19 protein-coding genes and 2 pseudogenes are annotated in these 22,963 nt (G+C 60.0%); 13 read left to right on the top strand and 8 right to left on the bottom strand.

What is annotated here, in order from left to right; translation table 11 throughout:
• Positions 1 to 27 precede the first annotated feature (27 nt).
• Together VD17_RS33145 and VD17_RS33140 are read left to right on the top strand one after the other, a co-directional pair.
• A pseudogene (locus tag VD17_RS33145) lies at positions 28 to 783 on the top strand (MCP four helix bundle domain-containing protein); the annotation flags it as partial.
• On the top strand, positions 778 to 1,641 hold the full coding sequence (locus VD17_RS33140; protein WP_440130579.1) for a methyl-accepting chemotaxis protein: 864 nt from the start codon (positions 778 to 780) through the stop codon (positions 1,639 to 1,641). The pseudogene VD17_RS33145 and the gene VD17_RS33140, both read left to right, overlap by 6 nt.
• A gap of 169 nt (positions 1,642 to 1,810) precedes the next feature.
• Here the strand turns inward: VD17_RS33140 and ilvD are convergent, their stop codons facing one another.
• Entirely contained in the window at positions 1,811 to 3,493 is a 1,683-nt protein-coding gene (ilvD, locus tag VD17_RS21305) for a dihydroxy-acid dehydratase (protein WP_046055524.1), read from the bottom strand.
• A 386-nt stretch (positions 3,494 to 3,879) separates the two neighbouring features.
• On the opposite strand from ilvD, the gene mqo reads away from it, so the two are divergent.
• Positions 3,880 to 5,526, top strand: coding sequence for a malate dehydrogenase (quinone) (gene mqo, locus VD17_RS21300; RefSeq protein ID WP_046055523.1), 1,647 nt, complete (start codon positions 3,880 to 3,882; stop codon positions 5,524 to 5,526).
• Positions 5,527 to 5,689: 163 nt separating this feature from the next.
• On the opposite strand, the gene VD17_RS21295 is transcribed toward mqo, so the two are convergent.
• From VD17_RS21295 to katG, 4 genes and pseudogenes are all read right to left on the bottom strand, one after another.
• Positions 5,690 to 6,313, bottom strand: a complete 624-nt coding sequence (locus VD17_RS21295) for a hypothetical protein (protein ID WP_046055522.1) — start codon at positions 6,311 to 6,313, stop codon at positions 5,690 to 5,692.
• An 8-nt stretch (positions 6,314 to 6,321) separates the two neighbouring features.
• Positions 6,322 to 6,561, bottom strand: coding sequence for a hypothetical protein (locus VD17_RS21290; protein ID WP_046055521.1), 240 nt, complete (start codon positions 6,559 to 6,561; stop codon positions 6,322 to 6,324).
• Positions 6,562 to 6,563: 2 nt separating this feature from the next.
• Positions 6,564 to 6,656: pseudogene (locus VD17_RS32695) on the bottom strand (diaminopimelate epimerase); the annotation flags it as partial.
• A gap of 332 nt (positions 6,657 to 6,988) precedes the next feature.
• Positions 6,989 to 9,244 carry a catalase/peroxidase HPI gene (gene katG / locus VD17_RS21280; protein ID WP_046055520.1) on the bottom strand — a complete coding sequence of 752 codons (2,256 nt, stop codon included), beginning with the start codon at positions 9,242 to 9,244 and terminating at the stop codon, positions 6,989 to 6,991.
• A 516-nt stretch (positions 9,245 to 9,760) separates the two neighbouring features.
• On the opposite strand from katG, the gene VD17_RS21275 reads away from it, so the two are divergent.
• The 4 genes from VD17_RS21275 to VD17_RS21260 all read left to right on the top strand — a co-directional run bounded on the left by VD17_RS21275 (position 9,761) and on the right by VD17_RS21260 (position 14,588).
• Positions 9,761 to 10,414, top strand: coding sequence for a DUF2238 domain-containing protein (locus VD17_RS21275; protein WP_046055519.1), 654 nt, complete (start codon positions 9,761 to 9,763; stop codon positions 10,412 to 10,414).
• A gap of 163 nt (positions 10,415 to 10,577) precedes the next feature.
• Positions 10,578 to 11,915 carry an MFS transporter gene (locus VD17_RS21270; protein ID WP_046055518.1) on the top strand — a complete coding sequence of 446 codons (1,338 nt, stop codon included), beginning with the start codon at positions 10,578 to 10,580 and terminating at the stop codon, positions 11,913 to 11,915.
• Positions 11,916 to 11,940: 25 nt separating this feature from the next.
• A complete protein-coding gene (locus VD17_RS21265; protein WP_046055517.1) occupies positions 11,941 to 13,203 on the top strand; it encodes a gallate dioxygenase in 1,263 nt (420 codons plus the stop codon).
• A 137-nt stretch (positions 13,204 to 13,340) separates the two neighbouring features.
• The gene (locus VD17_RS21260; RefSeq protein WP_046055516.1) at positions 13,341 to 14,588 is read left to right on the top strand and encodes an OprD family porin; all 1,248 of its coding nucleotides are present in this window, start codon (positions 13,341 to 13,343) and stop codon (positions 14,586 to 14,588) included.
• A gap of 191 nt (positions 14,589 to 14,779) precedes the next feature.
• On the opposite strand, the gene VD17_RS21255 is transcribed toward VD17_RS21260, so the two are convergent.
• Positions 14,780 to 15,988 carry a LysR family transcriptional regulator gene (locus VD17_RS21255; protein ID WP_046055515.1) on the bottom strand — a complete coding sequence of 403 codons (1,209 nt, stop codon included), beginning with the start codon at positions 15,986 to 15,988 and terminating at the stop codon, positions 14,780 to 14,782.
• A 157-nt stretch (positions 15,989 to 16,145) separates the two neighbouring features.
• Between VD17_RS21255 and galB the strand changes: the two genes are divergently transcribed.
• From galB to VD17_RS21230, 5 genes are all read left to right on the top strand, one after another.
• A complete protein-coding gene (gene galB, locus VD17_RS21250; protein WP_046055514.1) occupies positions 16,146 to 16,880 on the top strand; it encodes a 4-oxalmesaconate hydratase in 735 nt (244 codons plus the stop codon).
• Positions 16,877 to 17,593 carry a 4-carboxy-4-hydroxy-2-oxoadipate aldolase/oxaloacetate decarboxylase gene (locus VD17_RS21245; RefSeq protein WP_046055513.1) on the top strand — a complete coding sequence of 239 codons (717 nt, stop codon included), beginning with the start codon at positions 16,877 to 16,879 and terminating at the stop codon, positions 17,591 to 17,593. Before galB ends, VD17_RS21245 begins: the two co-directional genes overlap by 4 nt.
• A 2-nt stretch (positions 17,594 to 17,595) precedes the next feature.
• A complete protein-coding gene (locus tag VD17_RS21240; protein WP_046055512.1) occupies positions 17,596 to 18,678 on the top strand; it encodes a 4-oxalomesaconate tautomerase in 1,083 nt (360 codons plus the stop codon).
• Positions 18,679 to 18,780: 102 nt separating this feature from the next.
• Positions 18,781 to 20,001 (top strand): hypothetical protein, encoded by a 1,221-nt coding sequence (locus tag VD17_RS21235; protein ID WP_046055511.1) that lies wholly within the window; start codon positions 18,781 to 18,783, stop codon positions 19,999 to 20,001.
• Between the two features lie 36 nt (positions 20,002 to 20,037).
• Entirely contained in the window at positions 20,038 to 20,667 is a 630-nt protein-coding gene (locus VD17_RS21230) for a Vgb family protein (RefSeq protein ID WP_046055510.1), read from the top strand.
• 16 nt (positions 20,668 to 20,683) lie between these two features.
• Here VD17_RS21230 and VD17_RS21225 read toward each other — a convergent pair whose 3' ends face one another.
• Positions 20,684 to 21,544 (bottom strand): CAP domain-containing protein, encoded by an 861-nt coding sequence (locus VD17_RS21225; protein WP_046055509.1) that lies wholly within the window; start codon positions 21,542 to 21,544, stop codon positions 20,684 to 20,686.
• A gap of 173 nt (positions 21,545 to 21,717) precedes the next feature.
• Here VD17_RS21225 and VD17_RS21220 point away from each other — a divergent pair, with 173 nt between their 5' ends.
• Complete coding sequence (locus VD17_RS21220) at positions 21,718 to 22,125, top strand: hypothetical protein (protein WP_046055508.1); 408 nt, start codon at positions 21,718 to 21,720, stop codon at positions 22,123 to 22,125.
• On the opposite strand, the gene VD17_RS21215 is transcribed toward VD17_RS21220, so the two are convergent.
• Positions 22,073 to 22,963: a DMT family transporter gene (locus VD17_RS21215; protein ID WP_046055507.1), complete on the bottom strand. Its 891-nt coding sequence runs from the start codon at positions 22,961 to 22,963 to the stop codon at positions 22,073 to 22,075. The genes VD17_RS21220 and VD17_RS21215 overlap by 53 nt on opposite strands.

Genomic DNA, 22,963 nt, shown 5'->3' with positions numbered 1-22,963 from the left:
CAAACGTGCTGAGAGAGGATCCACAGAGTGTCCATAAAATTACGTTTGATTCTGCTGATTGGCACCGGCCTGGTTACCGCGTTGATCATGAGCCTGGTCAGTTACCTGGGAAACACCCAGATGGCTGAGGCGGTGAATGACAACGAGGTCAGTATGGCCGTGCTGCGCAATCACCTCGAAGCCGACATGATGCACGATGCGTTACGCGCCGACGTGCTGTCCGCGATGCTGGTCGGGCTGGGTAAAAGCACCAGCAGCAAAGCCGAGGTGCGCAGTTCCATCGAGGAACATGCGGCGCATTTTCGTGAAATGCTCGGTGAAAACCTCAAGCTGCCGGTCAACGACACCCTTAAAGCGGGGCTGAACAAAATCAAGCCCAGCCTCGATACCTACATCAGCGCCGCCGAACGCATCGTCGCGCTGGCGCTGGAAAATCCAGAAGCCGCGCAGCAACAACTGGGCAGTTTCAGTACTGTATTCAGCCAGCTGGAAGACCAGATGGCCGCCCTCAGCGAACTGATCGAAACCAACACCCAACAAACCAGTGTCGGCACTCAGAAAGTCATCAGCAACGCCAACTTCACCCTCGGCGGCGTCCTCATCGCCAGCCTGTTACTGCTGCTGGCCCTCGGGCGCGGGGTGATGCTGAGCATCATGGGACCGTTGAAAACCGCCAGCCGCATCGCCGACAGCATCGCTCATGGCAACCTGAGCGAACCGATTGTCGAGCCCACTCACAACGACGAAGCCAGCGCGCTGATTCGCAGCCTCGCGACCATGCAGCGCGACCTGCGCAGCATGATCGAAGTCGTGCGCAGCAACGCCCACGGCGTGAGCGGCATGAGTGCGCAATTGAGCAGTGGCTGCCACGAAGTCGCCGGTAGCAGCCAGCAGCAAAGCGTAGCGGCCAGCACCATGGCGGCTGCTGCCAGCGAAATGACCGCGAGCATCGAGGAAATCACCCGGCATGCCGAACGGGCACTGAACATGGCCAATCAGGCCGAGGCACTGGCCAAGGATGGCGGTCGCGTGATTCATCAGGTGGTCAACGACATGGACGGTATTGCGCGTTCGGCGCAGCAATCGGCCCAGGTGATCCGCACGCTGGACAAGGAGTCCGAAGGGATTTTCAGCATCATCCAGGTGATCAAGGGCATCGCTGACCAAACCAATCTGCTGGCGCTCAACGCCGCGATCGAAGCTGCTCGTGCCGGTGAGCAAGGGCGTGGTTTTGCCGTGGTGGCCGATGAAGTGCGCAGCTTGGCGGGACGCACCAGCGCCTCCACCCAGGAAATTGCCACGATGGTCTCACGCATCCAGCAAAGCACCCGCGAGGCCGTGACCAGCATGGAGGCGGGCGTGGCGCAGGTCGACAAAGGCATGGCCGTGACCGCTGACGTCGAGCGCGCGATCCGCGAAATCCTCGACGCCACGTTGAACACCACGCAACTGGTCAATGACATCACCCGCACCATCGGTGAGCAGAGCCTGGCCAGCAACGAAATCGCCCATCAGGTCGAAATGATTGCCGGCATGTCCGAAGGCAACAGCAAGGTCATTGGCCGGACTGCCTCGACCACCGATGAGTTGTCCACTTTGGCGGGCAAGCTCTCGCAATCGGTTGACCGGTTTAGACTTTGAGATACAGCCGCTAGTTATCTTGCCATTGTAGTGCTGTCTGTAAGGGCCCCTTCGCGAGCAGGCTCGCTCCCACACTGGATCTTTGTCGTACACAACATTTGTGTACGCAGCGATTCAATGTGGGAGCGAGCCTGCTCGCGAAGGCGTCAGCCCTGACAATATCGAACGCCTAGAGATATTTATCCGTCACCGCGCCTTCCGAGGCGCTGGACACGGTCTTCGCGTACTTCGCCAACACCCCGCGTTTGTACTTGGATTCCGGGCGCACCCAGCGGGTCTTGCGCTCGGCCAGTTCGGCGTCAGAAACATCGACCGTAATCTGCCGTGTTTCGGCGTCGATGGTGATCTTGTCGCCGTCTTCAATCAGCGCGATCGGCCCGCCATCAAAGGCTTCGGGCGTGATATGACCCACCACGAACCCATGTGAACCGCCGGAGAAACGGCCGTCGGTGATCAGCGCAACGTCCTTGCCCAGCCCTTTGCCCATGACCGCCGACGTCGGCGAAAGCATTTCACGCATGCCCGGGCCACCTTTTGGACCTTCGTAGCGGATTACGATTACGTCACCGGCTTTGACTTCGCCGTTGAGGATACCAGCCAGCGCACCTTCCTCGCCGTGATACACCCGCGCCGTGCCTTCAAAGCGCAAACCTTCCTTGCCGGTGATCTTGGCCACGGCACCGGTGGGCGAAAGGTTGCCGCGCAGCACCACTAAATGGGAGTCCTTTTTGATCGGTTGGTCGAAGGGCAGGATCACGTCCTGACCTTCGGGGTAATCGGGCACGTTTTCCAGGTTTTCGGCCAGGGTTTTGCCGGTGACCGTCAGTGCATCACCATGCAGCATCCCGGCGGCGAGCATGCGCTTCATCAGCGGCTGAATGCCGCCGATGGCCACCAGTTCACTCATCATGTATTTGCCGCTGGGGCGCAGGTCGGCCACCACCGGGGACACCTTGCCCAGCTCGACGAAATCATCCAGCGTCAGCTCGACATCCACGGCATGCGCCATGGCCAGAAGATGCAGCACGGCATTGGTCGAGCCGGCGAGCGCGATCACCACCCGAATCGCATTTTCAAAGGCCTTGCGGGTCATGATGTCGCGCGGTTTGATGTCTCGTTTGAGCAGCTCCATGACCTGCTGACCGGCGCGGAAACTGTCCGACGCCTTGTCGCTGCCGACGGCCTCCTGAGAGCTGGAACCGGGCAGGCTCATGCCCAACGCTTCAATCGCCGAAGCCATGGTGTTGGCCGTGTACATGCCGCCGCAGGAACCAGGGCCTGGAATTGCCACTTCCTCGATTTGCTTGACCTGAATCTCGCTGATATCCCCGCGCGCGTTCTGACCCACGGCTTCGAACACGGAGATGATATCGGTGTGGCCGGCACCCGGCCGGATGGTGCCGCCATAGACGAAGATGGAAGGGCGGTTCAGTCGTGCCATGCCGATTAGGCAGCCCGGCATGTTCTTGTCACAACCACCCACGGTTACCAGGCCGTCAAAGCCTTCGCAACCGGCCACGACTTCAATGGAATCGGCGATCACTTCCCGCGACACCAGCGAATACTTCATGCCTTCGGTGCCGTTGGCGATGCCGTCGGAAATGGTGATCGTGTTGAAAATGACGCCCTTGGCGCCAGCGGCATTCGCGCCTTTTTCGGCTTCAATCGCCAGTTTGTCGATGTGCATGTTGCAGGGCGTGACCATCGCCCAGGTGGAGGCGATGCCGATCTGCGGTTTCTTGAAGTCCTCATCCGTGAAACCCACTGCGCGCAGCATGGATCGTCCCGGCGCGCGTTCCACGCCGTCGACCACTTGGGAGGAATATTTGCGCAAATCGTTTTTGTCGCTCATGACTGCTCCTCACAGGCTCGTCGGAAAATCACGATGAGTATAGTGGGCTCAGCGCTCGAGCCCGGACTATCAAGTCGGGAACAGACGCGCGGGTTTGCCGTGTCGTGATATTCTTCGCCCTAACTTGCTTTGACCTATTCAGTTTGCGTGTCCTCGAGACGCGCCAACAGAATCACTGTCGCTCAAGTAGCTGAAGCCAATAACGATAAAAAGTCAGTTCAGTAGGGACATATAAACTGAGGTCGATGGAGACACATCGGCCTTGTGTGCCCACCCTCCAATCCTTATGCGTGCGCAACCCACAGCATGCTGCCTGCATGCCGTGAACCAGGGGCCTCAAGCGTGGGGATGGAAGGGCGGATGGCGTTTTATCATAGGTGCTACACATGTTTAAAAAAATGAACACGGCTCTGCTGGGGCTGGCTTTGTCGATGGGGATCGCGTCCGCGCAAGCGGAAGAGGCAAAGAAAGTCGATGTGCTGCTGATTGGCGGCGGCATCATGAGCGCGACCCTCGGTGTCTGGCTCAATGAGCTGGAACCGGGTATGTCGATGGAAATGGTCGAGCGCCTCGACGGCGTCGCCCTGGAAAGCTCCAACGGCTGGAACAACGCCGGTACCGGTCACTCCGCCCTGGCCGAGTTGAACTACACCCCGGAAGACGATAAAGGCAACGTTCAGATCCCGAAAGCCGTTGAAATCAACGAAGCCTTCCAGATCTCCCGTCAGTTCTGGGCCTGGCAGGTTCAGCAAGGCGTGCTGAAGAACCCGCGTTCGTTCATCAACTCCACGCCACACATGAGCTTTGTGTGGGGCGATGACAACATCAAGTTCCTGAAAAAGCGCTACGAAGCCCTGCAAGCGAGCCCGCTGTTCGCCGGCATGCAGTACTCCGAAGACCCGGCTGTGATCAAGAAGTGGGTTCCGCTGATGATGGAAGGGCGTGACCCGAACCAGAAAGTCGCGGCCACCTGGTCTCCGATCGGTACCGACGTGAACTTCGGCGAGATCACCCGCCAGTTCGTTGCGCATCTGCAAACCACGCCAAAGTTCGACTTGAAACTGTCTAGCGAAGTGCAAGACATCACCAAGAACGAAGATGGCAGCTGGCGCGTCAGCTACAAAAACCTGAAAGACGGCACCAAAACCGAAACCGACGCCAAGTTCGTGTTCATCGGCGCGGGCGGCGGTGCACTGCACCTGCTGCAGAAGTCCGGCATTCCTGAAGCCAAGGAATACGCAGGCTTCCCGGTAGGCGGCTCGTTCCTGGTGACCGAGAACCCGACCATCGCCGAGCAACACTTGGCCAAGGCCTATGGCAAAGCCTCCGTTGGCGCACCGCCGATGTCGGTTCCGCACCTGGACACCCGTGTCCTGGACGGCAAGCGCGTCATTCTGTTTGGCCCATTCGCGACCTTCAGCACCAAGTTCCTGAAAGAAGGCTCGTACCTGGACCTGCTGACCACCACCACCACGCACAACGTGTGGCCAATGACCAAAGTCGGCATCAAGGAATACCCGCTGGTCGAGTACCTGGCTGGCCAACTGATGCTGTCTGACGAAGACCGCCTCAACGCCCTGAAAGAATACTTCCCGAACGCCAAAGCCGAAGACTGGCGCCTGTGGCAAGCCGGCCAGCGCGTGCAAATCATCAAACGTGATGAAGCTGCCGGTGGCGTGCTGAAGTTGGGTACTGAGATTGTTGCCTCGCAAGACGGCAGCATCGCTGGTCTGCTGGGCGCATCGCCGGGCGCTTCGACGGCTGCACCGATCATGCTGACCGTGCTGCAGAAAGTGTTCAAAGACAAGGTTGCTTCCCCGGCCTGGCAGGAGAAGCTGCATCAGATCGTGCCGAGCTACGGCACTCAGTTGAATGGCAGCCCTGAGAAAGTGGCTGAGGAGTGGGCTTACACCGCCAAGGTGTTGCAGCTGACTCCGCCGCCGGCGATTGGTCAGGTGGCGGCTCCGGCTGCTGCTCCGGCTGCTCCGGCTAAGGCGCCGAAGGCTAATGCTGCGACTGATATGGCTCTGTAACTAGAGACGTAATCAAAAGCCCACTGAACCGGTGACGGTCAGTGGGCTTTTTTGTGGGCGCAATTCGATCTTGCAGATTACGAAATGCTAAGGCTGGCGAGTTTTTTGTGGCGAGGGGGCTTGCCTCCGTTGGGCTGCGAAGCGGCCCCAGAAACGTAAACGATCACTCAACGTCGTACATTAATTTCAAGCTTTTTATCCAATCATTCGGAGCGCTGTATCTTGCGTAATAAATTTCCCTTTCTGCTGCGCTTAAATTTGTGAAAAACGGTGAGAAGTAGCTGTCGTTATAGTATCCCTGAGCGCCTTGCATATCGCCTCCCCACCAAGAAGGGTTGTACTTCTCGAAAACAATCCATGGAGGAGGCACGGAGAATTTCTCGCGAGCAATGCTGGCCAAGAAATCAACATTATTGGTGACCAGTCGTACAGTCACAGAGTTGAATTCTCTGGTAGATATGAAAAACACCAAGTGCTCAGTTTTTTGAGTGTTTACATACTGCTTTACGGGTAGTTCGTTAAACGTTTTTTCAGTCGCATACGTGAAGTTGTCTTCGACGAGCGTCAAAAACTTACGAGTATCTTCGTTGCCGATTAAAAATGGAGAGTAGTAGGCTGGAATGCCTATGTCCTCCAAAGACGTGTTTTGCGGATAGTCGGGTAGGGGAGGATCAATATTTAATAAAGACTTAGTAAAAATCGACTTCAGTTCTGGTATGGAATATCCGACGATTTGCTCTTTCTGCTCCTGCTTTATGAGGGCTTTGATACGACTAAAAATGCTCATGATCTGTCTCAGTCCTGTAGGTATTCGGTGAGCCAACTGGCCCCGAAATAACCTGCGGTGCCGAAGATAATCCCTCCGACAGCTCCACTAACGATTGCTCCGGGACCCGTTTCGATGCCAACCGCAGCACCCGCGACGACACCTATCCTTGCTCCAGCAATAGCTCCGCCCCAACCACCAGCCTGCTTGACCACCTCAATAGAAATAGGCTTGATGCTCTTTTGCTTGATTGACTCGTCTGCTGCCAATTCAGGGTACTTGTCATTGGATTGGCCGCGTTTCGCGAGTCCACAATAATGAAGTCATCGCCATTGGCGTGCATTTTATGAAAACTCAGCGGCATAAATAGATCCTGGCGCAATTGACGTTTAAAGGCGATCTAGCCCCAATTCGGTGTTCTGATCCGTATTTTCCTGCGCCATCTGCATCTGTAATGCACACAGCCTCCGCCTCACAATAACGGCACGCTCCGCAGTCGCGGAAACCGCTGCACCGCAAACTCTTAATGTAGGAGGCCCCAATGGGCAAGATGGCGATTTTTCTGGGTGGATTTCTGGTGTTGACCATTTTGATTGGTGCCCTGGCCACGATCTCTCCGACGTAGTCCTTCCTGCAATCAAAAAGCACAACGCCTCCACAGTGGGAGGCGTTGCAGTTTCAGCGATACCGCTCGTGTTACTTAACGTCGAAGCGATCCAGGTCCATCACTTTGGCCCAGGCGGCTACGAAGTCTTTGACGAACTTCTCCTGCGCATCAGCGGTTGCATAGACTTCAGCCAACGCTCGCAGCTGTGCATTTGAGCCGAAGACGAGGTCGACGCGGGTGCCGGTCCATTTCAAATCGCCGGTTTTGCGATCGCGCCCTTCAAACTCCTCATTAGCCTCCGACACCGGTTTCCATTCCACGCCCATATCCAGCAGGTTTTTGAAGAAGTCGTTGGTCAACGCCTCCGGCTGCTTGGTGAATACACCGTGTTTGGTTTGTCCGACGTTGGTGTTCAGCACGCGCATGCCACCAATGAGCGCGGTCATTTCTGGCGCGGTGAGGGTCAGCAGTTGCGCCTTGTCGATCAACAGCTGCTCGGCTGAGACGCGGTATCTGCCTTTGAGGTAGTTGCGGAAGCCATCGGCGATGGGTTCGAGGAAGCCGAAAGACTCCACGTCCGTTTGCTCTTGCGAGGCGTCCATCCGTCCTGGTGTGAAAGGCACCGTTACGGTCTGACCGGCATTTTTCGCCGCCTGTTCGACGCCGGCGTTACCGGCCAGCACGATCAGGTCTGCCAGCGAGATTTTCTTGCCGCTGTTGTTGAACTCGTTTTGGATGCTCTCGAGTTTTGCCAGCACGCTCGCCAATTGCTCAGGCTGGTTGGCCTGCCAGAACTTCTGCGGGGCCAGACGCAGGCGCCCACCGTTGGCGCCACCGCGTTTGTCGGAGCCACGGAAGGTCGAAGCTGCCGCCCAAGCCGTTGATACAAGCTGCGAGACGGTCAGGCCCGAGGCCAGGAGTTTGCTCTTGAGTGCGGCGACGTCACTGTCGTTGACCAAGGCATGGTCGACCGCTGGAATCGGGTCTTGCCACAGCAGCTCTTCGCTCGGCATTTCCGGGCCGAGGTAGCGGGAGAGGGGACCCATGTCGCGGTGGATCAGCTTGAACCAGGCGCGGGCGAACGCGTCGGCCAACTGGTCTGGATTGGCCAGGAAGCGCCGCGAAATCGGTTCATAGATCGGGTCGAACCGCAGCGACAGGTCGGTGGTCAGCATGGTCGGATTACGACGTTTTGACGGGTCGTGAGCATCAGGAATAATGCCGGCGCCGGCATTGTTTTTCGGTATCCACTGGTTCGCTCCGGCCGGGCTTTTGCTCAGTTCCCACTCGAAGCCGAACAGGTTTTCCAGATAGTTGTTGCTCCATCGGGTGGGCGTGGTGGTCCAGGTCACTTCCAGGCCGCTGGTGATGGTGTCCGGGCCCTTGCCGGTGCCGAAGCTGTTCTTCCAGCCAAAGCCTTGTTGTTCGAGGCCAGCGGCTTCGGGCTCGGCACCGACATTGTCGGCAGGTCCAGCGCCGTGGGTCTTGCCGAAGGCGTGACCGCCGGCGATCAGTGCCACGGTTTCTTCGTCATTCATCGCCATGCGCGCGAAGGTTTCGCGGATGTCCTTCCCGGCCGCGACCGGGTCGGGGTTGCCTTCCGGTCCTTCCGGGTTCACGTAGATCAAGCCCATTTGCACGGCGGCGAGCGGGTTCTCCAGGTTGCGCCCCTGGTCGGTGCGGCTCTCCTCATTTTCCCCTGGCTCAGCTACGAGTGGGCCTTCGCCAGGTTCTTGCATGGGCTCGTTTTTTTTGCCGTAGCGGGTGTCGCCACCCAGCCATTTGTTTTCCGAGCCCCAATAGACGTCTTCATCCGGTTCCCAGACGTCCGGGCGACCGCCGGAAAAGCCAAAGGTCTTGAAGCCCATGGACTCCAGCGCGACGTTGCCGGTGAGGACGATCAGATCCGCCCAGGAAATTTTACGACCGTACTTTTGCTTGATCGGCCAGAGCAGCCGGCGCGCCTTGTCGAGGCTGACGTTGTCCGGCCAACTGTTGAGCGGCGCGAAGCGTTGCTGGCCGGAACCGGCGCCACCACGACCGTCACCGGTGCGGTACGTACCGGCGGCGTGCCAGGCCATGCGAATGAAGAGTGGCCCGTAGTGACCGAAGTCCGCCGGCCACCAGTCCTGGGAATCGGTCATCAACGCAGTCAGGTCTCTTTTGACCGCTTCAAAGTCCAGGCTTTTGAATGCTTCGGCGTAGTTGAAGCCCTCGTCCATGGGGTCGGACAGGGACGAGTGCTGATGGAGGATCTTCAGATTCAGTTGGTTGGGCCACCAGTCGCGGTTCGTCGTGCCACCGCCAGCGGCGCCAATAAACGGGCATTTCGATTCGTTTGCCATGTGTGAGCTACCTTTTGGTCGTATTCATCCGGCTATCCGGCCCAACGCGGGCGTTAAACAGCAACGGGCGAAACCAATGACACAGGCTGCAGGGCCAGCAGTTTGATCAACTGATTGTTTTGATCACACGGGAATTCTGAACAGCGGCAATCGAGTTGCCTGCACGGTGGCCACGGCAGGTTTAGTCAGGCTTCTGACCCATTCCTATCTCCTTATCAGCTCTTGACCGGCCGGCTTATGGTGCCGGCGCTCGAATAAGGTTAGACCCCAGTTGGGAAGTCAGCTAATAGGGGGAGTATTGGGTCGTGATAGGCAGAGTCTTTTACTGGCGGCATGGGGAGGCCCCGCGTCTATTCGAAGCATAGACGCGGGAAAACCGTTACTTACGCACGTTCTGGACGATGACGCTGTGAGGGCTGCCTTTTGTCGGTGTGCCTGAACCGGACTCGCGATCGGTTGATCCATGTAGAAGGACTCAAGAGCCGTCGTCATTCTTCGCTTTGAGGAGCTCAAACCATGCAGCCCAAGGCACACCAGCGATACGACCTGACGCTGCTGATGCTGTTTGTGTTGATCATCGTGGTGTCGGGTTATTCACCCCGCAGCCGAGTGGATTGGGCACTGGAGAACCTGTTGGTGTTGTTCCTGGTGGGCACACTGTTGGCTGTCTCCGGCCGGTTTCGCCTGTCGGCCGTTTCCATCAGCCTGGTATTCGTTTTCCTGTGCATTCACGAACTGGGTTCTCACTACACCTATGCCAAGGTGCCGTATGACCAATGGTGTTCAGCCTTGACCGGGGTGAGCCTCGATAAAGCGCTGGGGTTGCATCGCAATCATTTTGATCGGCTGGTCCATCTGAGCTATGGGCTGTTGATGGCCTACCCCATTCGAGAAGTGTTGGTGCGCCTGACGCCGTTGCGGGGTTTCTGGTTGGTGTTTATGGCGTTGAACATCATTCTGTCGACGTCGGCCATTTACGAGCTGGTGGAATGGATCGGTGGCGCCTACCTGGGCGATGACACCTCGCGTGCCTTCATCGGCGCGCAGAACGATCCCTGGGATTCACAGAAAGACATGGCGTTGGCGGTGGCCGGGGCCTTCGTCAGCGAGTGCGTGGTTTTGCTGTGCCAGCAAAAGCGCGCCGTTCCTCAGGCTGAGCAACCGTTCTAAATCACCCGATAAGAAAAACCGATACCCGCTTAAGGATTTCCCAGAGGCGGGGCAGGCACCTGCGGCCTTAGAGTCACGCCCAACATTCGAATCTCGGGCGGCCTCCTGGCCGGCAACCCTTCCAAGCCTGTCGGAATTTCTACAAAAATAAGAAGGTGAAAGCATGAGTAACGAAACGGTCGATATCAAAGCGTGGATCGACAACCGGCCGGTTGCCCGATACCAGTGGCTCATCATGAGCCTGTGTTTCTTCATTGTTCTGTTCGATGGCTTCGACGTTGCGGTCATGGGGTTTATCGCCCCTTCGCTGATTCAGGAGTGGGGGCTTTCCAAAGCGGCGTTTGGTCCGGTGATGAGCGCCGGCATGGTCGGTCTCGCCATCGGTGCCTTGACGGCCGGCCCATACGCTGACCGCTTGGGTCGCAAGAAGGTGCTGCTGTTTGCCGTGACCGGTTTCAGCGTACTGAGCCTGGCGTGTGCGTTTGCCCGCAATCCCTATGAACTGGCAGCCTTGCGCTTGTTGACCGGGGTGGCGCTGGGCGCCGCGCTGCCCAATACCACCACGTTGCTGTCCGAATACTTGCCTGAGCGCAATCGTTCGCTGTTCATCACCATTATGTTCACCGGTTTCAACATGGGATCGGGGATGGGCGGCTTGCTCGCGGCCTGGCTGATTCCGAGCCACGGCTGGCAATCGGTGCTGCTCGCCGGGGGGATTCTGCCGCTGGTGCTGCTGCCATTCCTCTGGCTGCTGTTGCCCGAGTCGGCACGTTTTCTGGCAGCTCGCAATGCGCCGGCCAGCCAGATCGCCAAGGTACTTAACAAGTTGGGCGGGACCTTTTCAGCCACCACTACGTTTACGATTGCCGAACCCCAGGCTCAGCACAAAGCGCCAGTGCGCATGCTGTTCACTGAGCCTTATCGCTTCGGCACCCTCGCACTCTGGTTGACCTACTTCATGGGGCTGCTGGTGATCTACCTGACCATGGGCTGGATGCCGACACTGTTGCGTGAAGGCGGTTTGTCCATCGAACGGGCGGCCACCATCACCGGCCTGTTTCAGATCGGCGGCACCGTCGGGGCGATCGTGGTCGGCTGGGCCATGGACCGGCGTAATCCGAACACCGTGATTGCCACCTCTTATGCCCTGGGCGGTGCCTTTATTCTGCTGCTGGGGGCGTTCAGCCTGGAGTCGAGCCTGTTGGCCTTTGGCGTGATTGCCGCGGGTTTCTGCATGAGCGGTGCGCAGACCGGTCTCAACGCGTTCGCACCCGGTTATTACCCAACCGATTTCCGCGCTACCGGTGTGAGCTGGATGCTCGGTATCGGCCGCTTCGGGGCTATCTTTGGTTCTCTCATCGGCGGTGCGGTGCTCAGTCTCGGGCTGGGCCTGCCTTTACTCTTCGCTATGTTGGGCTTGCCGGCCTTCATCGCGGCACTGGCGATCCTGGCCAACGGTCATGCGCGGCGCCGGGTCAGTCGGACATTGCTGGCGCAATAATCTTTTTCGAACAAAGGAACTCGTCATGGCACGCATCATCGGTGGCCTCGCTGTATCTCACACTCCCACGATCGGCTTCGCGGTCGATCACGATAAACAGAATGAGGCGGCCTGGGCGCCGATTTTCGAAGGCTTCGAACCGATCAAGGTCTGGTTGAAGGAGCAGCAACCGGATGTGCTGTTCTACATCTTCAATGACCATGTGACGTCGTTTTTCTTCGACCACTACGGCGCGTTTTCCCTAGGGGTCGACGAGCGCTACGAGGTCGCCGACGAGGGCGGCAATCCACGCTCGCTGCCCTCGGTCGGCGGGCATGCAGCGTTGTCGCGGCACATCGGCGAAAGCCTGATGGCCGATGAATTCGACATGAGCTTCTTCCGCGACAAACCGTTGGACCATGGCTTCTTCTCGCCGATGTCGGCGCTGTTGCCTTGCGAGCCTGCCTGGCCGGTGGAGATCGTGCCGCTTCAGGTCGGCGTGCTGCAATTCCCGGTGCCCAGCGCGTTGCGTTGCTACAAGTTGGGACTGGCCTTGCGCCGGGCGATTGAAAGCTACCCCGATGACCTGAAGGTGGCCATCGTCGCCACCGGTGGCGTGTCCCATCAGGTGCATGGCGAGCGGTGCGGTTTCAACAACCCGCAGTGGGATGAGCAATTCATTGATCTGCTGGTCAACGACCCGGTGCGCCTGACCGAAATGACCCTGGCCGAGTACGTCACGCTTGGTGGGCTGGAAGGTTCGGAGGTGATCACCTGGCTGATCATGCGCGGCGCGTTGTCGGCCACGGTGAAAAACCTGCATCAGGACTACTACTTGCCGTCGATGACCGGGATCGCAACCTTGCTGTTGGAGAACCAGGACCGGACCGTTCCTGCCGAGGTCAACGCAAGGCACTTGCGGCATATGCAGCACCAGTTGGCCGGCATCGAGAAACTCGAGGGGACGTATCCGTTCACGCTGGAACGCAGCGCCAAGGGATATCGCCTCAACAAGTTTCTGCACCGCATGATCGAACCCGAGTGGCGTCAGCGCTTTCTCGATGCGCCTGAGGCGCTGTTCGATGAAGGCGGGCTGAGCGAAGAGGAACGCGATCTGCTGCGACGTCGCGACTGGCGCGGGTTGATCCATTACGGGGCAATCTTCTTCGTCCTGGAAAAACTCGCGGCAGTACTCGGGATTCCCAATCTGCAGGTCTACGCGGCGATGCGCGGGCAGAGCCTGGACGAGTTCATGAAGACCAGGAATCAGCAGGTACTCTACTCGGTGGCGGGCAAAGCCCCTCGCTGATCATCGGGGCTCAACGCTCCAACCGTCTTGGGCGGCTCATTCCGAGCCGCCATCGCAACCAATTTGATTGACCTCACTGTGCCCGGCACTTCCGGGCGCAGGGCATTTCTTTACCCAAAAATCGGAAAACAATAACAATGAAAATCACCGTTAATCCTCGAGTCGTCTTCACGCTGGCCGTCGTTTCCGCGCTTCCTGTGGAAGGCTCGGCCGCAGGTTTTCTGGAGGATGCCAGCGCGAACCTGAACCTGCGCAACTTCTACATCAACCGCAATTTCATCAACCCGGCCTACCCGCAGAGCAAGGCCGAGGAGTGGACCCAGAGCTTCATCCTCGACGTCAGGTCCGGTTTCACTCAAGGCCCGGTCGGCTTCGGGGTGGATGCGTTGGGGCTCTACTCGGTGAAGCTCGACGGCGGTAAAGGCACGGGCGGTACGCAACTGTTGCCGATCGACGGCGACGGGCGTCCTGCCGATGACTTCGGCCGACTGGCGGTCGCCGGGAAAATGAAAGTAGGGAAAACCGAATTGAAGGTCGGCGAGTGGATGCCAGTGTTGCCGATCCTGCGGTCCGACGATGGCCGCTCACTGCCGCAAACTTTCCAGGGTGGCCAAATCACCTCGCAGGATATCGATGGCCTGACGCTGTACGGCGGTCAGTTCCGCCAGAACAGCCCGCGCAACGATGCGAGCATGGAAGACATGTTCATGCAGGGCAAAACCGCGTTCACCTCTGATCGTTTCAACTTCGTCGGCGGCGAATACAGCTTCAACGAAAAACGCACGATGATCGGTGTGTGGAATGCCGAGCTCAAAGACATTTACCAGCAGCAGTATCTGCAACTGGTCCACAGTCAGCCGCTCGGCGCCTGGACCCTCGGCGCGAATCTGGGCTACTTCTGGGGCCGCGAGGACGGCAGCGCCCGCGCCGGCGACCTCGACAACCGCACCTTCTCGGCCCTGCTGTCGGCCCGTTATGGCGGCAACACGTTCTACGTCGGCCTGCAGAAACTCAGCGGCGATGATGCGTGGATGCGGGTCAACGGCACCAGCGGCGGGACCCTGGCCAACGACAGCTACAACAGCAGCTACGACAACGCCCGGGAGAAATCCTGGCAGCTGCGCCATGACTACAACTTCGTCGCCCTCGGCGTGCCCGGCCTGACCCTGATGAACCGCTACATCAGCGGTGACAACGTGCATGTGGGGGCGGTGAGCGATGGCAAGGAATGGGGCCGTGAATCGGAGCTGGCTTACACAGTGCAGAGCGGCACCTTCAAGAACCTCAATATGCGCCTTCGCAACTCCAGTATCCGCCGCGATTACAGCACCAACGAGTTCGACGAAAACCGCTTGATCGTCAGCTATCCATTGAGCTTGCTCTAAAGCCAGGCTAAACGGCGAGCCTTGACGCACACTTTGTAGCAGCTGGCGAAGCCTGCGTTCGGCTGCGCAGCAGTCGTGAAATCAGACAACCGGTTCTTTCAGGAAAACCGCGTACACAGGACTTGCGAGGACTTCGTCCTCGAACGCAGCCTCGCAGGCTCGGCAGCTGCTACAGGTTGCGTGTTCCTTGGTTAGACGGTGGATTGCTCGCGGATCACCCGGCGAATCATGTCCATCAGGGCGTGAGCCACCGGTGAATGCAGGCAGCCGTTGCGATAGGTCAGGCCGATCGCCCGGGTGGTCTGTTTCAGCACCAGCGGCAGGATGCACAGCTCGCCGGAAGCAATCTCCTGTTCCAGCTGGTGAGCGGAGACTGCCGCGAGCATGTCCGAGCGCAGCAACAAGCCGCGGATGATTGCCATGTCACCGCTTTCCACCACCGGCCGCGGCGGCGCGATGCCAAACCCGCTGAAACAGTCATCGAGCATTTGGCGAGCGGGCGAACCGGCGCGGGGCAGCACCCATTGGGCAGCGCTGAGTTCGTCGTGCAGGTCGGTTTTCGCATAGAGCGGGTGACCCCGTCGTGCCAGCACCACCATTTCTTCCGTGAGCAGTGACTCGCCGGTTAGATCGCTGGCATAGGCTGCCGAGCGCAACGCACCGAAAATGAAGTCCACATCGCCTGCGCGCAGTTCGGTTGCGAGCAGATCGAATGGGCTTTCATTGGTGATCACCTGGATACCCGGATGCTCGGCCATCAGGCGCACGATGGCTTCGGGCAATATGCGCGTGCGGCCCAGGGGCAGGGCGCCGACCTGCACCACACCTTGGAGGGTGCCGCGGATGGCGGTGATGTCGGTCTCGATGTGACGCAGCTCGTTCAGTGCCCGGCGGATCGGGAACAGGATTTCATGACTGGCACGGGTCGGCTGCAACCCGCGAGGCGTGCGCTCGAAGAGGGGTTGACCGCAGCCACTTTCCAGCACCTTGAGGGTCGAGCTGACGGCGGGTTGGCTCAGCCCCAGAAGGCTGGCCACGGTCTGCATGTGGTGGGTTTCACAGAGTTTGACGAACACTTGCAGGCGCCGGGCCTGGAACAGATAAAGCGGCTCAACCGGCTGTTTTTCCCCGCCACCCAACAGCTTCGGCACGGTGTCCAGTTCTGCCAGCACGCGCCGTGCTCGGGGCAACAACCGCTCGCCAAAGTCGGTCAATCGCATGCCGTTGGCGTGCCGTTCGAACAAGGGCACATCCAGCCGGGTTTCCAGTTCGGAAATCGACCGGGTCACCACCGACTGAGCGCGAAACAGGGCGACAGAAGCCTTGGAAACGCTCCCATGATCGGCCACCCGGACGAAGGCCCGTACGTGCATCAGGCTGGGAAGTTCACTGGGTTCCATGGGGCTCATGCTCTGAAGGTCCGCGTTTGAGCCGGACTATGCCTTTACCTAAATGGAGTGGCAATAAAAAAAACGCATACCTCGAACACTTGAACGCATTACTCCGGTGGCGGGTCGCAGTGCGATGCTCTTTCGAAACGCAGGAGGAGCACCCGCAATGATCGAGTCACCAAAAAACGCGCTGGTCGTCAGCGCACACTCTGCCGATTTCGTCTGGCGTGCGGGCGGTGCCATCGCGCTGCATGCGCAACAGGGCTATGCCGTGCACATCGTCTGTTTGTCTTTCGGCGAGCGCGGCGAATCCGCCAAGCTGTGGCGCAAGGGCGACATGAGCGAAGAGAAGGTCAAAGCCGCACGCCGCGAAGAAGCCCAGGCCGCTGCCGATATTCTGGGCGCCAGTGTCGAGTTCTTCGACATTGGCGATTACCCGATGCGTGCCGATAAAGAAACGCTGTTCCGCCTGGCTGATGTGTTTCGCAAGGCCCAGCCGGAATTCGTCCTCAGCCACTCGCTGAAAGACCCCTACAACTACGACCACCCACTGGCGATGAACCTGACGCAAGAGGCACGCATCATCGCCCAGGCCGAAGGCTACAAACCGGGCGAGAAGATTGTCGGTGCGCCGCCGGTGTACAGCTTCGAACCGCATCAGCCCGAGCAATGCGAATGGCGCCCCGACGTCTTTTTGGACATCACCGAGGTCTGGGACAAAAAGTACGCCGCCATTCAGTGCATGGCCGGTCAGGAACATCTCTGGGAGTACTACACCCGTGTCGCCCTGCAACGCGGCGTGCAAGCCAAACGCAACGTCGGCATTACCTCCGGCCGCAACATCGTTTATGCCGAGGGCTACCAGAGCATCTTCCCGCGCGTGACGGAGAATCTGGCATGAGCGAACTGATCGGAAAAACCGGCATCGTGGTCCGTAACATCGACAGGGCCGAGGCTGTGCTCGTCGATGAACTGAGTCGTTACGGTGTCGCCACCATTCATGAAGCGCAGGGGCGCAAAGGCCTGCTGACGTCGTCGATCACGCCGATTCAGCAGGGGACCGTGATCAGCGGTTCGGCAGTCACGGTGCTGGTCGCCCCCGGCGATAACTGGATGTTCCATGTGGCTGTCGAGCAATGTCGACCGGGCGATATCCTGGTGGTTGCCCCGAGTTCGCCGTGTACCGATGGCTACTTCGGCGACCTGTTGGCGACCTCGCTCAAGGCGCACGGTGTGCGCGCACTGGTGATCGACGCGGGCGTTCGGGACACTCACACGCTGCGGGAAATGGGCTTCCCGGTCTGGTCCCGCGCCATCAGTGCCCAGGGCACGATCAAAGAGACACTGGGCTCGGTCAACCTTCCTGTCATTTGCGCTGGTCAGTTGGTGCTTCCGGGCGATGTCGTCGTCGCGGATGACGATGGTGTGGTCATCGTGCGTCGCGACGAAGTTCCGCAAGTGGTCGAAGCCAGCCGCGCCCGCGCCGATCTGGAAGAGCAGAAAGCACTGCGCCTGGCCAAGGGTGAGTTGGGGCTCGATATCTACAACATGCGTGCGCGCCTGGCCGAAAAGGGTTTGCGCTACGTCGACAGTCTCGACGAACTCGGAGACTGAGCATGGGACAGACACGCATTCCCTGCCTGTTGATGCGCGGAGGGACATCAAAAGGGGCGTACTTCCTGGCCAGCGACTTGCCGGAGCAACCGGCGCTGCGCGACCGTGTGTTGCTGACGGTGATGGGCTCGCCGGACGGGCGTCAGATCGATGGCATCGGTGGCGGCGACTCGCTGACCAGCAAGGTAGCGATCATCAAACCGTCCACCCGCGCCGAGGCCGACGTTGATTACCTGTTCACGCAAGTGCTGGTCGAAGAGCCGCGTGTCGATTACGGCCAGAACTGCGGAAATATCCTCGCTGGCGTGGGCCCGTTCGCCATCGAACGTGGGCTGGTGAAGGTGACTGGCGCCGTCACCCCGGTGCGGATCTTCATGGAGAACACCGGTCAGATAGCGGTGGCTCATGTGCCCACACCCAACGGCATCGTCAGCTATTCAGGCGGGGCGCGGATCGATGGGGTGCCAGGTTATGCCGCGCCGTTGATCGTCGAGTTCGAGGATGTCGCGGGCTCCAGTTGTGGAGCGCTACTGCCGACCGGCAACGTTGTGGATGTGTTCGACGGTGTCGAGGTTACCTGCATCGATAATGGCATGCCGGTGGTGCTGATCCGCGCTGAAGATTTGGCTTGCAGCGGCTATGAGCGCACAGAACAACTGGATGCCGACACGGAGCTGAAGGCCCGGCTCGAATCGATCCGCTTGCAGGCCGGCCCGCAGATGAATCTGGGTGACGTGAGCCAGCGCAATGTTCCAAAAATGTGCCTGGTTGCGCCAGCGCAGGCGGGCGGGGCGCTGAGCACACGCACCTTCATTCCTCATCGCTGCCACACCAGCATCGGCGTGTTCGGGGCAGTCAGTGTCGCGGCTGCCTGTTTGATCAAAGGGAGTGTGGCGGCGGGTCTGGCCAGTGTAGGTGCGGGGGAAGTGAAGCGACTCTCGGTCGAGCACCCGACGGGAGAGTTCACCGTAGAGCTGCGCCTTCAGGACGGGCAACTGGCGGGTTGCGGGCTGATGCGCACCGCGCGGCTGCTGTTCGACGGCGTCGTGTGCATCCCTGACAGCCTCTGGTCCGCTAATCCTTAACGCGGTCTGTAGTCGCTGGCGGAGCCTTCGTGATGGGTCATCGTGAGATAGACTCAACAGCGAACATCCGACGGTGGGAGTGACAACAGTGGCGGGATTGCGATGGACTCGCTGATCACGGCCGCAGCGCAGGCGCTGGCGGCGGGTGATCCGCTTGGCGCGCTGAACCGGGTCGCGTTGCGCGACGATGCGCCGGCGCTGGCGTTGCGCGGGATTGCGATGGCGCAACTCGGCGACCTGGTGCGAGCCAAGGCGCTGGTGCAGAAGGCGGCGCGGGCCTTCGGGCCGAAGGAGGCCTTGGCTCGGGCGCGCTGTGTGGTCGCCGAGGCCGAGATCGCGCTGGCCTCTCGGGAGTTGGGCTGGCCGGTGAAGGCACTCGAGTCGGCGCGGGTGACGCTTGAGGCGCACGGCGATCGAGTGAACGCCGCTCATGCGCGGTATCTGCAGATTCGGCGTTTGCTGCTGATCGGGCATCTCGAAGAGGCCGAGGTGCTGCTCGCCGAGCTTGATCCCGCGCCGTTGCCGCCGGCATTGCGCACCGCCCACGAACTGGTCGTGGCCGGGATCGCGATGCGACGACTGGAGACGAACAAGGCGCGGTCTGCACTCACAAGGGCCGAGCACGCCGCGCGCGACGCCGATATTCCTGCGCTGACGGCCGAGGTGGAAAACGCTGCCCTTGTCCTGGACACGCCCGTCGCGCGTTTGATTGCCTATGGCGAAGAACGGCCTCTGTTGCTGGATGAGGTTGAAGCGTTGCTGGCGTCCACGTCGCTGGTCGTGGACGCCTGTCGCTACGTCGTGCGTGGTGCCGGCATGTCGGTTCCCCTCGCTACACGCCCGGTCTTGTTCGCCCTCGCACGGGCACTGGCCGAAGCGTGGCCGGCTGACGTGTCGAGGGAAACGCTGATTACCCGGGCCTTTCGTTTGAAGCACGCCGATGAGTCCCTTCGCGCACGGTTGAGAGTCGAAATCGGGCGACTGCGTGCGGCGCTGAAACCCTTGGCCGGCGTCACTGCAACTCAACGTGGTTTTGCGCTGGTGGCGCTGGTTGCCTCTGACGTTGTGGTGCTGGCGCAACACGTCGAAGAGAAGCACGGGTCGGTGTTCGCTTTCCTCGTCGACGGTGAGTCGTGGTCGAGCTCGGCCCTGGCACTGGCCCTCGGTGCCAGCCAGCGCACGGTGCAACGGGCACTCGAGGAATTGGCCCGCGCGGGCAAGGTGCAGTCGTTCGGTCGCGGCCGGGCGCGTCGCTGGATGACCCCGCCGGTGCCGGGTTTCGCGACGACCTTGTTACTCCCGGTGCCGCTGCCGGGTGACTAGGATGAACGTCACCCACCCGTAACGAGGAATGCCAACATGAAACAGTCAGCAGCCAAAATCCTTCGTGAATATGGACCCTTTGCCGGTGTCGACAAGGTCCATGGCGTCACCTGGGACGGCCGGCATGTGTGGTTTGCCACCGGTGACAAACTCAACGCCCTGGACCCTGACAGTGGCAAGACACTGCGCTCAATCGATGTCGCCGCCCACGCCGGCACTGCCTTCGACGGGCAGCACCTGTTCCAGATCGCCGAGGACCGCATCCAGAAAATTGACCCGCAGACCGGCCGTGTACTCGCGACTATTCCGGCGCCTGGCGGCAGTGACTCAGGGCTGACGTGGGCGGAAGGGACGCTGTGGGTCGGCGAGTATCGAGATCGCAAGATTCATCAGATCGATCCCGAGACCGGCGCGATTCTGCGCACCCTTCAATCCAACCGCTTTGTCACCGGAGTGACCTGGGTCGAGGGTCAGCTGTGGCATGGCACCTGGGAAGAAGACGAGAGTGAGTTACGCCATATCGATTCGACCACCGGCGAGGTGCTGGAGAGTGTGAAGCTGCCGGCCGGCGTCGGGGTGTCGGGGCTTGAATCGGACGGCGGCGAGCAGTTTTTCTGCGGCGGCGGTGGCAGTGGAAAGGTGAGGGCGGTGCGGCGCCCAAAATAAGGCGCCGCTCAATCACTCAAGGCGCGCCAAACAACATCGTCCAGTAAACCCCCTCATCACTGCGTGCGTCCGCCGCATAGGCTGCGCCCATTTGGGTAAACATCGGATTCATCAGGTTGGCGCAATGCCCCGGGCTGGCCAGCCAGCCCGACATGGCCTTGCTCGGTGAGCCCTGGCCGGCAGCGATGTTCTCGCCGATCTGCCGGCCACGGAAACCAGCGGCTCTGGCCCGGTCTGCGGGCATGTCACCGTCGGGGGCCTGGTGTGCGAAGTAGTTGCCGTAGGCCATCGCCTTGCTATGCCCTTGCGCCGCAGCGCCCAGGGCTGCGTTCCAGGCCAATGGTCGTGTGGCGGCGAAGCGCTGACGACCACAGAGTCTCGGCTTTGAGCGTGCCGCATTAACCTGTGCCAGCAACGCTTTACTGACAGCACGCGAATCACCCACGCGACTGTCCAGCACGGGCTGCGCCAGCACCACCTGCCACTCACTTCGGGCGCGACTGACGCCAATGTCGGCATATTGGGTATCGAGCAACGCCCCGCAGTAATCGCTCTGGAGCATGTCGAAGGCCTCATCGGCATCCTGCGCACCGACCACACGAATCGTGCGCACCGTCACCGCCTGATAGCCGGACGCTTTCAATCGATCGCGCAAACCGCCGCCATAGCCGATCGGCAAGGCCAGGTTCGACTTCAACGCCAGCGGCGATAACGCTCGGCCGGCGCGCCCCAAGCAGCGATCGGGGTGAGCGCGGTAGTCGTTGATGGCTTCCACCAACTGCCTTTCGGCACCGGCGTGGGCGGGGTTGGCGAACAGGGAAAGCAGAGGAATGAAACAGAGCGAGGCAACGCGAACGGACAGGAGGGTTTGGCGCATGGATGAATAGCTCTGAGCGGGCAAGTGGAATTCACGGCTCGGCTATGACTGGCGCTTCAACACAAGGTTCACGGGCGAAAGAGGCATATTTACGTTGGGCGCAGTGCGTCCTCCAAAGAGGACGTGGAGGTGTCGTATGATGGCTACTTTTTACCCGTCACAAGGACCCACTCATGCCGCTAAGCAAACGCGATCAGGCCCAAATCGAGCGTCGCCTGATTGCCACCCTGACCGAGGCGTGTGAGACGGCCAAAGTGGAAATCCTCGGGTTCTGCTGGCTGACCCACGAGATCGATTACGACCGGTTCCCTTCCAGCCTGAGGGTCATCTGGGTCTTCGATACGCAGGCCAATAAAGATCATGCGCTGGCCAGTGGGCAGGGCGAGCGCATGCTCGAGTTGACGGCCATTGCGTTAGGCGAAGCGGACGTTCTCGTCAGCCCGGTATCGGCCCATGTGCAGTTCGATTCTGAAGAAGCCTGCCAGCGCGCCAATGGCGGAAACTGGCAGCAACGTTTGTCGCGCCCGCTCACTTCGAAAACTTCCTCGCCCCAGCCACGCAAAGGATCACCGCGACGGTAACCCCCAGCATGCCGATACTCACGTGTTCGTGAAGCAACGTGGCCGCCAGCGCCAAACCAAAAAACGGTTGCAGCAGTTGCAACTGGCCGACGGCGGCAATCCCCCCTTGGGCCAGCCCGCGGTACCAGAAGACGAAACCGATCAGCATGCTGAAGATCGATACGTAAGCCAGGCTCAACCACGCGGATGGGGTAATCCCCGAGAACGAAGCCGGGGCCATCAACCAGGTCAGCGGGACCATGACGGGCAGCGACAACACCAATGCCCACGAGATCACCTGCCAGCCTCCCAGTGTTCTTGAAAGCTTTGCGCCTTCGGCATAACCCAGCCCGCAGGCGAGGATGGCCAGCAGCATGAGAATGTCGCCGGTCGGCGAAGCGGTAAGGCCTTGCGAGACCGCAAACCCCACGACCAACGCGCTGCCCAGCACCGAGAACAACCAGAACACCGGCCGTGGACGCTCCCCGCCGCGCAACACGCCGAACACCGCAGTGGCGAGCGGCAACAGGCCAACGAAGACGATGGAATGCGCCGACGTCACGTACTGAAGCGCCAGCGCCGTCAGCAGCGGAAACCCAACTACAACCCCCATTGCCACGATCGCCAAGGGCATAAGCTGACGTTTGGCGGGACGTTTTTCTTTAAATAGCACCAGCATGCAAAGCGCCAGAAGCCCGGCAATCGCCGCTCGGGCAACGGTCAGGAACACCGGGTCGAATTCCAGCACGGCCAACCGTGTGGCCGGTAACGAGCCGCTGAAAATCAGCACGCCGATGAACCCGTTGAGCCATCCGCTCGCGGTCTTTTCCGTCATTGGGTTTTGCAGGGTTCGTTCCAT

Source organism: Pseudomonas fluorescens (assembly GCF_000968015.1).
In the GTDB taxonomy this organism is placed as follows: domain Bacteria; phylum Pseudomonadota; class Gammaproteobacteria; order Pseudomonadales; family Pseudomonadaceae; genus Aquipseudomonas; species Aquipseudomonas fluorescens_W.
Note: the sequence above shows the minus strand (reverse complement) of the source record. Positions and strands in the feature narration are given on the sequence as shown.